Source organism: Mycobacterium sp. 4D054 (assembly GCF_052245755.1).
Classification (GTDB): domain Bacteria; phylum Actinomycetota; class Actinomycetes; order Mycobacteriales; family Mycobacteriaceae; genus Mycobacterium.
In genome coordinates this window covers 99,993-111,942 of sequence record NZ_JBQQCF010000001.1, presented here as the reverse complement: position 1 = coordinate 111,942, position 11,950 = coordinate 99,993, and the positions used below count along the sequence as shown (strand labels likewise).

The following is an 11,950-nucleotide window of genomic DNA, read 5'->3' as shown; positions in this document are numbered from 1 at the left end:
CGGTTCCCAGGTCGGAACCACGTGCCGTTGCCTCTCAGTATGAACCACCGGGCGGCGCCGGTTATTGCCCGCCGGTCCACCGGGCGGGACACCCGTCATTCGCCGGTGGGCGCGTCCTTCTTCTCCAGCAGTCGCTCCACGTATTTGGCGATGACATCGACCTCGAGGTTCACGTGTGCGCCGACCTCGGCGTGACCCAGTGTGGTCATGCCGAGCGTGGTGGGGATCAGGGATACCTCGAACCAGTCGTGGCCCAGGCCGGACACCGTCAGCGACACCCCGTCGACGGTGATGGAACCCTTGTGCACGACATAGCGGGCCAGCGCGGCCGGCAGCGCGATCCGCACCACCGTCCAGTGTTCGGACGGTGTCCGGGAGATGATGTGGCCGGTGCCGTCGACGTGGCCCTGGACGATGTGGCCACCGAGCCTGCTACTCACCGCCGCGGCCCGCTCCAGGTTGACCTTCGCGCCCACGTCGGCGGCGCGCAGGCTCGACCGCTGCAGTGTCTCGTCCATCACATCGGCGGTGAACGAACCGTCGGCGAGCACGTCGACGACCGTCAGACACACCCCGTTGACCGCGATCGAGTCGCCGTGCCCGGCATCCGATGTCACGACGGGGCCGCGGATGACCAGGCGGGCGGAATCGCCCAGGTCTTCTTTTCCGACGATCTCGCCCAGTTCTTCGACGATTCCGGTGAACATTCCGACCAGCCTAGACCCGGCCCGCAGGGGGATCCGTGGCGTGACCGACGGTCGGCCGTCCCTCGAGCTCCCGTCTGGTGGACCTGCTCGACGATCGCTGAAAGTTTCGCCCTCGATCACCGCGGACGTATCGAGATGCAGCTCGGCCCTACGGATACCGGTGGCTGCAGGTACTACGCCCCGGTGAACCACCGATCATCTGAGCTTGCTCATTCTTTGCCGAAAACCCAGCTCAAGGACCAGTTTCGGCCAGTGCTCCCAGCAGCGGGTCGCGCGTTCGCATCGGCGGACCCTCTACGATGCAGGCATGCAGACCCGCCTGTTGGCGATCTTCGCCGCCCTTTTCGCCGCCGTCGCACTGCTCGCCGGGTGTTCCGGATCGTCCTCGCAGGACTCCGGTAAGGAACTGCCCGACGCGGCGACCCTGCTGGAACAGTCGAGCGAGACAACCAAGAGTCAGTCCAGCGCCCACCTGAAGCTGAGCGTGCAGGGTCAGATCCCCGATCTGCCGGTCGAGTCGCTCGACGGCGAGCTCACGCAGTCCCCCGCGGTCGCGGCGAAGGGCACGGCGAACATCATCTTCCTGGGCCAGCGGCTCAACGACGTCGAGTTCGTCGTCTCCGACGGTGACCTCTACGCCGCGATCACCGCCGGCGGGGCGCTGTCGAACTTCGGTCCGGCTTCCGACATCTACGACGTGGCCGCCATTCTGAACCCCGACGTCGGCCTGGCCAACGTGCTGAGCAATTTCTCCAACCCCACCTCCGACGGCCGCGAGACGGTCGAGGGCGTGCAGACCATCCGGGTCACCGGCGAGGTCAGCGCCGACGCGGTCAACAAGATCGCACCTCAGATCGCGGCCACCGGGCCCGTGCCGGGCACCGCGTGGATCACCGAGGACGGCGACCACGAGCTGATGCAGGCCCGGCTGGAGCCCAGTCCCGGCAACAGCGTCACGATGACGCTGTCGAACTGGGGTGAGCCGGTGACCGTCGACAAACCCGCGGTGTGATGCATCGCACCCCCGCCGCGGAGACCGATACGCGCCCGGCAGCCCCGGGAGCCACCAACCGCGGCATCGCGATCAGCGCGGGCAGCCTCGCGGTCGTCCTCGGTGCGCTCGACACCTACGTGGTCGTCACGATCATGGTCGACATCATGCGTGATGTCGGCATCGGCGTGAACGAGATCCAGCGCGTCACCCCGATCATCACCGGCTACCTGCTCGGTTACATCGCTGCCATGCCGCTGCTGGGCCGGGCCTCGGACCGGTTCGGCCGCAAGATCCTGATGCAGGCCAGCCTGGCCGGTTTCGCGCTGGGGTCGGTGGTCACCGCGATGTCGACCGATCTGGTGGTACTCGTGGTCGGTCGCGTGATCCAGGGCACCGCGAGCGGCGCGCTGCTGCCGGTCACCCTCGCGCTGGCCGCCGACCTGTGGGCCGCGCGCAACCGCGCGGCGGTGCTCGGCGGGGTCGGCGCGGCACAGGAACTCGGCAGTGTCCTGGGCCCGATCTACGGCATCTCGCTGGTGTGGCTGTTCAACCACTGGCAGGCGGTGTTCTGGGTCAATGTGCCGCTGGCGGCGGTCGCGATGGTGATGATCCACTTCAGCCTGCCGAGCCGGTCGGCGACCGAGGAACCGCAGAAAGTCGACGTGGTCGGCGGTCTGCTGCTGGCCGTCGCGCTGGGCCTGGCGGTGATCGGGCTCTACAACCCCAAGCCGGACGGCAAAGAGGTGCTTCCTAGCTGGGGCGCGCCGGTGCTGATCGCTGCGGCGTTGGCGGCCGTGGCCTTCTTCGTGTGGGAGAAGTTCGCCCGCACCCGGCTGCTGGATCCCCGTGGTGTCCGGTTCCGGCCGTTCCTCGCCGCGCTGGGCGCCTCGCTGGCCGCCGGGGCCGCGCTGATGGTGACGCTGGTCAACGTCGAGCTGTTCGGCCAGGGCGTGCTGGGGCAGGACCAGAACCAGGCCGCATTCCTGTTGTTGCGGTTCCTGATCGCGCTGCCCATCGGTGCGCTGCTGGGCGGATGGCTGGCCACCCGCATCGGCGACCGGATCATCGCGTTCGCCGGTCTGCTCATCGCCGCCGGTGGCTACCTGTTGATTTCGAAATGGCCCGCAAACCTGCTGGCCGCCCGACATGATCTCGGCTTCGTCGACCTGCCGGTGCTGGACACCGACCTGGCGATCGCCGGGCTTGGCCTCGGCCTGGTCATCGGGCCGCTGACCTCGGCGACCCTACGGGTGGTTCCGGCCGCCCAGCACGGCATCGCCTCGGCGGCCGTGGTGGTGGCCCGGATGATCGGCATGCTGATCGGGATCGCGGCACTGTCGGCGTGGGGCCTGTACCGCTTCAACCAGCACCTCGCCGGGCTGCCTGCCAGCACCGGCGGCAACTCGCTGGCCGAGCGGCTGGCCGCCGAGGCCAACCGGGTGCGGGAAGCCTACGTGCTGCAGTACGGCGAGATCTTCACCATCACCGCGGTGGTGTGCGTGGTTGGCGCGGTCCTGGGCTTACTCATCGCGACCAAAGACGAACATGCCGTGGAGCCGGCGGACGAGGCTCAGCAGCGCTCGAGTCCGGGGCCCATCAGCTGAGGCTCGTCCGCCTGTTCGGCGTCACCGGAGGTCAGGCCCCGCCAGGCATCACGGAGGACGCAGGTGAGGGTGTCGACAGGGTTGGTGGTGAGCCAGTCCTGCAGTGCAGTCATGGTCGTTTCCTTTGCTCGTGCTTTCATGCGCAACTCATCGGTGAAAGCGCGAATTCCCGGCCCAGTCTACCGAGGCGCAGCGGATGCGGGCCGCTCCCGCACCCGCGCGGCGTGTGAGGCCGGGCACGGAAACACCGCGTGAACGAATGCACACGATCGGATAACGGGGCTTGCGGCGTTACACCGGGATGAGGCTCAGCAACACGTCGGGCCCCACCGCGGTCATCCCGTCGAACCGCCAGCGCTGCGCCTGGGCGATGCTCAGCACGCCGACGTCGTCGACCGCGGCGACCGGGCCGCCGAGCAGGATCGGCGCCACATACGCCAGGATCCGGTCGATCACGCCGGCGCGCAGGAACGCCCCGGCCAGCGTGGGGCCGCCCTCGACGAGCACGTCGGTGCGATCGGACAACGCCTTGATCACCTCGTGCGGGTCACGGGTACGGATCACCATCGTCCGCGAATCATCGTTGAGAACTGTTGCATCGGGCGATATCTCACGCTCCCCCACGACGACGCGCAGGGGCTGGTGGTCGGCCAGACTGCCATCGGGCAACCGGGCGGTCAGCGCCGGATCGTCGACGAACACCGTGCCGGTTCCGACCACGATCGCGTCGGCAGCGGCGCGGCGGCGGTGCACATCCGCGCGCGCGGCCTCGCTGGTGATCCACTGGCTGGTGCCATCGGCGGCAGCGCTGCGCCCGTCCACGCTGGTTGCGAACTTCCATGTCACATGGGGCAATCCGGTGCGCTGCTTGTGCAACCACTCCCGCAGCGGTCCACCGGCGACGGCGGCGGACGACACCCCCGCGCTGACCCGCACCCCGGCCTCGGCGAGGCGGGCCGCACCGCCGGCGGCCACCGGATTCGGGTCGGCGACGGCGAAGGCGACCTCGGCGACCCCGGCCTCCAGAAGCGCGTCGACGCACGGCGGGGTGCGGCCGAGGTGATTGCAGGGTTCCAGCGTGACCACCGCGACACCGCCCGCGGCCCGTTGCCCCGCCCTGCGCAGCGCGACCACCTCGGCGTGCGGGCCGCCCGGCGGCGCGGTCGCGCCGACTCCGGCGATCGCCCCGTCGCGATCCAGAATGACCGCTCCCACAGGAGGATTCGGGTAGGTCCGGCCCTTGACTCGCTCGGACTGCTCGATGGCCGCGGCCATCGCGGCGTCGAGGTTCACAGCGTCAGATGTTTGGACGCCGACGCGGCCTGCCTGCGCAGCGCCCGGACCGCGGCCGCGGGATCCTCGGCGCTGTAGACCGCCGACCCCGCCACGAAGCAGTCCACACCGGCCTCCGCGGCGGCCTCGATGGTGTCGGCGTTGATGCCGCCATCGATCTCGACCAGGACGGTCAGCTCCCCCGCGTCGACCAGCCGTCGCGCGGTGCCGACCTTCGGCAGCACCTCGGCGATGAACTTCTGCCCACCGAAGCCCGGTTCGACCGACATCACCAGCAGCGTGTCGAAGTCACGCAGAATCTCCAGGTACGGTTCCAGCGACGTACCCGGCTTGATCGCCAGTCCCGCCTTGGCGCCCGCGGCGCGAATATCGCGGGCCACGGCGACCGGATCGTGAGTGGCCTCGGCGTGGATCGTGACGTTGTAGGCGCCGGCCTCGGCGTACGGCGGGGCCCAGCGCTGCGGGTTCTCGATCATCAAATGACAGTCCATCGGGATGCCGGTGACTTTGAGAAGGGACTCCACCACCGGCAGGCCGAGTGTCAGATTCGGCACGAAGTGGTTGTCCATCACGTCGACGTGCAGCCAGTCCGCGCCCTCGACGGCGGCGATCTCGTCGGCCAGCCGGGCGAAATCCGCGGAGAGGATCGACGGTGCGATGAGCGGCGACTTCGTGGCTTCTCGGGCGCGCGGTCCAGACATGAGGTGAAGCCTATCGGTGCTCAGTCGACCCGCAGCGCCGCGGCGAACATCGCGTCGGTGCCGTGCCGGTGCGGCCACAGCTGCACCGACTGACCGTCCCCGGTGTCGTCGGCGGGCTCGAACAGCTCCCGGGTGTTCAGCGCGGTCACCGGATGCCTGCGCAGCGCGTCGGCGACCACCCCGGCTGTCTCGGCCAGGTGCGGCGAGCAGGTCGCGTAGAGCACCACACCGCCTGGCCTGGTCAATCTGATCGCCGAGGCCAGCAGCTCGCGCTGCAGTTTGGCCAGCGGCGGAACGTCACCGGTCTTGCGCCGCCAGCGCGCCTCGGGCCTACGCCGCAGCGCGCCGAGACCGGTGCACGGGGCGTCGACCAGCACCCGGTCGAAACCCGGCGCCAGTCCCGGCTCACGACCGTCGGCGCGGACGACCTCCACCGGCAGGCCTGCGGTGTTCTGCTCGACCAGCTCGGCCCGTCGCAGCGCCGGCTCCACGGCGGTGACCGTCGCCCCGTCCGGCGCACCGAGTGCGGCCAGCAGCGCGGTCTTACCGCCCGGACCGGAACACAGGTCCAGCCAGCGTCCGCCGTCGGCGCCTTCCAGCGGCGCTAGGGTCAGTGCCCGGGCCACCAGCTGGCTGCCCTCGTCCTGCACCAGTGCGCGGCCCTCGCGCATCGCCGCGATCTGGCCCGGATCGCCGTCGCCGAGGTAAACCGCGTACGGCGAGTACTTCCCGACCGTCCCGCCGACCTGCTCGGCGAGGTCGGCAGCGGTCAGCTCCCCCGGGCGCACGGCCAGATGCACCGCCGGGCGGGCGTCGTCGCTGGCGAGCAGCGCAGCCAGCTCGCCGGCGCGGGCGCCGAGGGCGTCGGCGAACGCCTGCGCGATCCACCGCGGGTGGGCGTGCACGAACGCCAGGTGCCCGACGGGATCGCTCGTCGCCGACGGGGCGAGTTCCTCGACCCAGGACGCTTCGTCGCGCCGCGCGATGGTCCGGAGCACGCCGTTGACGAATCCTGCTCGCGCAGAATCGAATTCGATACCCGCTTGATCCACCGTGGTCGACACCGCGGCGTGGTCGTCGACCCGGGTGCGCAGCAGCTGATAGCTGCCCAGGCGCAGCAGGTCCAGCAGCACCGGATCGATCTTGTCCACCGGGCGGCCCGCCGCGGCGGCGATGACGGCGTCGAGCAGGCCGCGGGTGCGGCAGGTCCCGTAGGCCAGCTCGGTGGCGAACGCCGCGTCCCGCCCCGTGATCGCCCGGTCACGCAGGATGGCAGGCAGTGCCAGGTTGGCGTAGGCGTCGCGCTCGGAGACCGCGCGCAAGACGTCGAACGCGGCCCGCCGGGCGGGATCGAGAGGAGTGCGCTTCATCGGGCCCAGCCGTTCTCGTCGAGCCGGGCCCCGCGGGCCCAGTCGGCCGCGATCATCGGTTTCTTACCGGGCGGTTGCACCGTCCCGAGCAGCACCGGCACCGAACCGGTTCCGATGTGCACGTGTTTCTTGTCGGCGCGGATCTGCCCCGGCGCAAGACCTTCTGGCCCGTCCGCGGGGACGGTCACCGGACCGACCTTGACGCGCTGCTCACCGATCATGGTCCACGCGCCCGGGTTCGGGGTGACCGAACGGATTCGCCGGTCGACGACGTGTGCGGGCAGCTCCCAGCGGATCCGGGCGTCCTCGACGGTGACCTTGGGCGCGACGCTGACGCCGTCGGCGGGCTGCGGCACGGCGGTCAGGGTGCCGTCCTCGATGCCGTCCATGGTCGCCTCGAGCAGCCCGGCGCCGGACTCGGCGAGCCGCCCGAGGAGGTCCCCGGCGGTGTCGGTGGACCGGATCGTCTCGGTGACCACGCCGAACACCGGACCGGAATCCAGGCTCTTCTCGATCTGGAACGTCGTCGCGCCGGTCACCTCGTCGCCGGCGGCGAGCGCGGCCTGCACCGGCGCGGCCCCTCGCCATGCCGGCAACACCGAGAAGTGCAGGTTGACCCAGCCGTGCGCGGGGACCGCGAGCAGCGCGTCGCCCAGCATCGCGCCGTAGGCCACCACCGCAGCGCAGTCCGGGGACAGCGCGGCGAGTTCGGTGACGAACTCCTCGGAATTCGGTCGGGCGGGCTTGAGCACCGGGATGCCGTACTCGGCGGCCCGCACCGCCACGGGTGACGGTGCCGGGCGGCCGCGGCGTCCTGCGACTGCGTCCGGCCGGGTCACCACGGCGATCACCTCGTGCCGCGGCGAGTCGATGAGCCGCTGCAGGGACGGCAGGGCGGGTTCCGGTGTGCCGGCGAAGACGAGACGCACCGCGCCAGTCTAGGGAGGCTCAGACGGTGCGCGGCGTCTGGTAGTACTCCTTCTCGGTCACTCCCGCCAGCGGCGCCACGAACATCCACGGGATCGTGGTGAGCTGCCTGTTGAGGGTCGCGACGGCGTCGTTGTAGTACTGCCGTGCGAACGCCAGTTTGTCCTCGGTGTCGGCGAGGTTGCGCTGCAGATCCAGGAAGTTGTTCGAGGAGTTCAGTTGCGGATGGTCGCGCCCCAGCGCCAGCAGCGGCGCCAGCGCGGAGTCCAGTCGGGTCTCGGCGGCGCTGCGCTCGGCGACCGAGGTCCCGTCGGTGGCCGAGGTCAGCGCGGCCCTGGCGTCGGTGACGTGATCGAGGATCGCCTTCTCGTGCGCGGCGAAGGTCTGCACGGTGTGCACCAGGCCCGGGATCAGCGAGGCCCGCCTGGTCAATTCGACGTCGATGCCGGCGAGCGCTTCGGCAACCCGGACATCCGCGGAACGAATCCTGTTGTATCCCATCACGAACCCGGCCAGCACCAGTAGCGCGAGCACCAGCACGATGACCAGCAGCACGCTCACCATGAACCGCCTCCTCCTCCACCACCACCGCCGCCACCGCCGCCACTGCTGCTGGAGCCGCCCCCGCCCGAGGAGGACGAGGACGACGCCTGCGAGGCGGTGTACGCGCTGATCGACGACGACAACGCCGACTCGAAGCTGTCGAAATGCGCTCCGTCGCCCCCACTGTGCCCCGAGCCGCTCGACGAGGACGTCGTCGTCACGTACCAATCGGGTTGCGGGGCGATCGATCCCGTGTACGCCTGGTACTTCTTGGCCCACAGCGCGGCGACGCCGGCGGCGACCGCGAACGGGACGTAGGCGACGTAGAGGTCCTTGCGCGCGGCGAAGTCGAAGCGCGTCTCGGCCGAGTCGGTGGCCAGCATCCGGTAGAAACCTCCGACGCGCGACCACAGTTCGCGTCCGGCGGCGGTGCGTCGGGTACCGACACCGTCGCGCCAGGACGCCACCGAGAACAGGAAGAACGCCGCGAACGGCAGCGCCCACATGGTCGCGGGGAATCCCCAGCGGAAGAACCCGCAGACCATCAGGATGAAGGCCGCGGCGTTGGCCGCGCGTAACCACAGCTCTTTCTTGCGGGCCACGAGCAGCCCCGACTCAAGCGCCCACTTCTCCACCGCCTTGGCCATGTCGGCCTTGGCCTTGTCGAGCCGCTTGCCGGCGGATGCGGTCTTGGCGGCCTTGAACGTGGATCCGCGGTTGCGCACCTTGAGCCGGGTGGCCACCGCGAGGCTCACCGGGTCGATGCCGGCCCACTGGCGCGGCTCGCCGACACTCCGGATGGTCCACTCCTTGTCACCGACCTGCTCCAGGCTGATCACGCCGCGCTCGGCGAGATGGAACAGCGTGGCGGTCAGCCCGCTCTTCGGGACTGATTCGGTGCGGATGTACTCGGCCTGGACCGGACCCAACCCGGGCGGCGGGGCGTACTGCAACGGGAATCCGGGAGGCTTCTCCATTACTGAGCGCAGCCAGATCAGCGCGGCGGCGCCGAGCAGCGCGGTGAAGCCGGCCGTCCAGAGCACTCCGGCCACCGACTGGCCCAGCACCCGGTCCCACGTGTACGGCCACGGCAGGGCGGCCCTGGGCGGGGTCGGTACGTCGACCCCGGCGCGCACGGTGACCGGCGTGCGCGGGGGCAGCGATTCGGCCGTCATGCGCACCCGGTTGCCGTCGACGGTCAGCGCGTCACAGGCCCTGCCTACCCCGAACCCGACCGAGCACTGCGCTGTTCCGACGTCGCCGGGCAAGGTGACGGTGATGTCGGCGCGGTCGATGCGGTTGTTCCAGGCGGGGGCGACGACGTTCCAGAAAAAAACAGAGGGCGAGTTTGCGGAGCCTCCGGCCGAGCCGGCGAATTGCCGGCCGGCGCCGACATCGCCGGGGTCGAGCACCCCGGCGATGGTGTAGCGGATCTCGAAAACGTGGGTGCCGTCGCTGAGATAGCGGTCGGGGTCGCCGATCTTGGCGACCCGGAACCGTCCGGCGTCCTCCCAGAGCATCTGGTAGGGCACCGGTCGGCCGTCCAGCAGCACCGAGGTGACCTCGGGTTTCTGGCGCAGATGCGGGTCGTTCTGGTTGGCCACGTCCCAGTACCGGAAGATGCCGTGGCGGTCGGTGCTGTAGAACTCGGTGGTCAGGGTCTCGACGGCGGTCATGTCACCGGCGGCGTCGACCACGATGTCGACGTCGTAGTCGGCGATCACCACGGGGTCGTCGATTTCGGAGGCGCCGGAGCCGCCGTGGAACAGCACCGGCCACAGCACGCCGAACGCGATCAAGATCAACGGGATCAGCGCTTTGCCCAGGCGACCCGCTGACATGGGCATCACCCTATGTGCAATGGATCGATCTGGACGCGAACCGGCTCATGATCGTGGCGGGCGCTTTGCACCACGGTGGCGCGGCGCAGCGCGGCCGCCAGCGCAAGACCGCTGTCGCGGGGTACTCGCACCAGCATCCTGCTCACCGTCGCGTCGAGGGCCAGGCCGGCGGGGCGACGCGCACCCAGGGGCAGGTCGACCGGGCCGAGGACCTCGGCGGTATCGGGCAGCGTCGCGGCTTCGAGCAGCGCGGACACCGCCCGCGGATCTCCGTCGAGGGCGGCCATATGGGTGGCCGGAGGCAGTCCGACCTCGGTGCGCGAGTCCAGCTCGGACTCGGCATGGCCCACCGGATCCCACCGGATCAGCGCCTGCACGGTGGGGATCGCCGATTCGGCGACGACGGCCACCACGCCGCCGTCGGAGCGGCACCGCACGAGCGCGGCGGCGGCCATCCAGCGGCGCAGCGTGTCCTCGGCGGCGCGCAGGTCCTGACGGCCGAGCAGTGCCCAGCTGTCGAGCAGGAGCGCGGCGCCGTACCCGCCGTCGGCGATGGGTTCGACGCCGGGGGTCGCGACGACGACGGCGGCGCGGCCCGGCACCGCTGCCACGGTGTCGTCGCCGCCGGAGGTGACGACGGGCGCCCCGGGGAATGCGCGGCCGAGTTCCTCGGCGGTGCGGCGGGCACCGACGACGACGGCGCGCACCGCGTCGGAACCGCACCGTGTGCAGCGCAGCGCCGGCTCCTCCCGGCCACACCACCGGCACATCGCGCCGGGAGCATCCCGGCCGGGCAGCGACAGCGGCCCGGTGCAGTGCCGGCACCGTGCCACCGCGCGGCAGCGCGCGCACGCCACCGCGGGCACGTAGCCGCGGCGGGGCACCTGCACCAGCACGGGGGCATCGGCGGACAGCGCTGTGCGCGCCGCGTCCAGCGCCACGGTGGGCAGCCGGGCGGTGCGCGCGGCGGGATCGCGTTCGTGGGCGTAGGCACTGTCCTCCAGAGCGATCACGCGAGGGGCGTGTGCCCGCAGGGTCTGCCGGGTCGCGGTCAGGTCGTGCGCCCAGCCGCTGCGCACCAGCGCCTGCGCCTCGGCGGTGCGGGCGTGGCCGCCGATCATCGCCGCACAGCGCACCTGGTGGGCGCGCAGCATCGCGACCTCGCGGGCATGGGGGTACGGGGCACGCGGCTCGGCGAGCGAATCGTCACCGTCGTCCCAGAGCATGACCAGGCCCAGGTCGGCGACCGGGGCGAAAACCGCGCTGCGCGTGCCGATCACGAAGCGCGCATCGCCGCGCAGCACCGACAGCCACCGGCGGTACCGCTCGGCGGGGCCCAGGCCCGCCGACAGCGCCACCACCCTGGTGTCGTCGACGCGCTCGACCGCGGCGCCGTACAGCCGGTCGACGTCGCGCTGGTCCGGCACCACCGCGAGCACCCCGCGCCCGGCGTTGACCGTGACCGCGGCCGCCTCGGCCAGCCGGTGCGGCCAGGATTCGCCGGGCAGCGCCTGCCACACCGCTCGGGCGGCACGGCCGTGGCCGAGTGCCGCCAGGAATTGCTCGCCGCCGCTGTACGCCTGCCAGGCGGTGGTATCGACAGGCCTGGGTGAGAGGGGTTCGAGCGGTTCCCGGACTCGCTTCTCGGCGTTGGCGTGCCGTGGCGGGACGGCCAGCCGGAGCACGTCGGCGCGGGTGCCCGCATACCGGGCGGCGACCGCGTCGACCAGCCGGCGCACGTCATGGGTCAGCACGCATTCGGCCGACACCACCTTCTCGAGCCAGCCCAGCTTCCCGACATGGTCGGTGTCGGAACGCCTTTCGAGTACGAAGGCATCGACGAGCCTGCCGTGGAAACGGACCCGGACGCGCACCCCCGGCTGGGCGTCGTCGGACTGCTCGCCCGCCACCAGGTAGTCGAACTCGCGATCGAGGTGGGGCACCGTGAGCATCGGCAGAACACGAGCCAC

At 70.9% G+C, this 11,950-nt stretch carries 11 protein-coding genes; 2 read left to right on the top strand and 9 right to left on the bottom strand.

What is annotated here, in order from left to right:
* Positions 1 to 95: 95 nt before the first annotated feature.
* Positions 96 to 707, bottom strand: a complete 612-nt coding sequence (locus tag ACTWP6_RS00490) for a riboflavin synthase (protein WP_260752153.1) — start codon at positions 705 to 707, stop codon at positions 96 to 98.
* A gap of 307 nt (positions 708 to 1,014) precedes the next feature.
* Here ACTWP6_RS00490 and ACTWP6_RS00485 point away from each other — a divergent pair, with 307 nt between their 5' ends.
* Both ACTWP6_RS00485 and ACTWP6_RS00480 read left to right on the top strand, forming a co-directional pair.
* Positions 1,015 to 1,719 carry an LppX_LprAFG lipoprotein gene (locus ACTWP6_RS00485; RefSeq protein WP_260752151.1) on the top strand — a complete coding sequence of 235 codons (705 nt, stop codon included), beginning with the start codon at positions 1,015 to 1,017 and terminating at the stop codon, positions 1,717 to 1,719.
* Positions 1,719 to 3,305, top strand: a complete 1,587-nt coding sequence (locus tag ACTWP6_RS00480) for an MFS transporter (protein ID WP_443186554.1) — start codon at positions 1,719 to 1,721, stop codon at positions 3,303 to 3,305. Before ACTWP6_RS00485 ends, ACTWP6_RS00480 begins: the two co-directional genes overlap by 1 nt.
* Here the strand turns inward: ACTWP6_RS00480 and ACTWP6_RS00475 are convergent.
* The 8 genes from ACTWP6_RS00475 to ACTWP6_RS00440 form a co-directional block, all read right to left on the bottom strand.
* A complete protein-coding gene (locus tag ACTWP6_RS00475; RefSeq protein WP_260752142.1) occupies positions 3,272 to 3,418 on the bottom strand; it encodes a hypothetical protein in 147 nt (48 codons plus the stop codon). The genes ACTWP6_RS00480 and ACTWP6_RS00475 overlap by 34 nt on opposite strands.
* 178 nt (positions 3,419 to 3,596) lie before the next feature.
* On the bottom strand, positions 3,597 to 4,598 hold the full coding sequence (gene ribD / locus ACTWP6_RS00470) for a bifunctional diaminohydroxyphosphoribosylaminopyrimidine deaminase/5-amino-6-(5-phosphoribosylamino)uracil reductase RibD (protein ID WP_443186553.1): 1,002 nt from the start codon (positions 4,596 to 4,598) through the stop codon (positions 3,597 to 3,599).
* The gene (gene rpe, locus ACTWP6_RS00465) at positions 4,595 to 5,299 is read right to left on the bottom strand and encodes a ribulose-phosphate 3-epimerase (protein ID WP_260752138.1); all 705 of its coding nucleotides are present in this window, start codon (positions 5,297 to 5,299) and stop codon (positions 4,595 to 4,597) included. The genes ribD and rpe overlap by 4 nt, the downstream gene beginning before the upstream one ends.
* A 20-nt stretch (positions 5,300 to 5,319) precedes the next feature.
* A complete protein-coding gene (locus ACTWP6_RS00460; protein WP_443186552.1) occupies positions 5,320 to 6,669 on the bottom strand; it encodes an RsmB/NOP family class I SAM-dependent RNA methyltransferase in 1,350 nt (449 codons plus the stop codon).
* Positions 6,666 to 7,598, bottom strand: coding sequence for a methionyl-tRNA formyltransferase (gene fmt, locus ACTWP6_RS00455; protein WP_443186551.1), 933 nt, complete (start codon positions 7,596 to 7,598; stop codon positions 6,666 to 6,668). The genes ACTWP6_RS00460 and fmt overlap by 4 nt, the downstream gene beginning before the upstream one ends.
* Before the next feature lie 19 nt (positions 7,599 to 7,617).
* Entirely contained in the window at positions 7,618 to 8,160 is a 543-nt protein-coding gene (locus tag ACTWP6_RS00450) for a LemA family protein (RefSeq protein ID WP_443186550.1), read from the bottom strand.
* The gene (locus ACTWP6_RS00445) at positions 8,154 to 9,980 is read right to left on the bottom strand and encodes a DUF2207 domain-containing protein (protein WP_443186549.1); all 1,827 of its coding nucleotides are present in this window, start codon (positions 9,978 to 9,980) and stop codon (positions 8,154 to 8,156) included. The genes ACTWP6_RS00450 and ACTWP6_RS00445 overlap by 7 nt, the downstream gene beginning before the upstream one ends.
* Positions 9,981 to 9,985: 5 nt before the next feature.
* Positions 9,986 to 11,932 carry a primosomal protein N' gene (locus ACTWP6_RS00440; RefSeq protein ID WP_443186651.1) on the bottom strand — a complete coding sequence of 649 codons (1,947 nt, stop codon included), beginning with the start codon at positions 11,930 to 11,932 and terminating at the stop codon, positions 9,986 to 9,988.
* Positions 11,933 to 11,950: the final 18 nt, after the last annotated feature.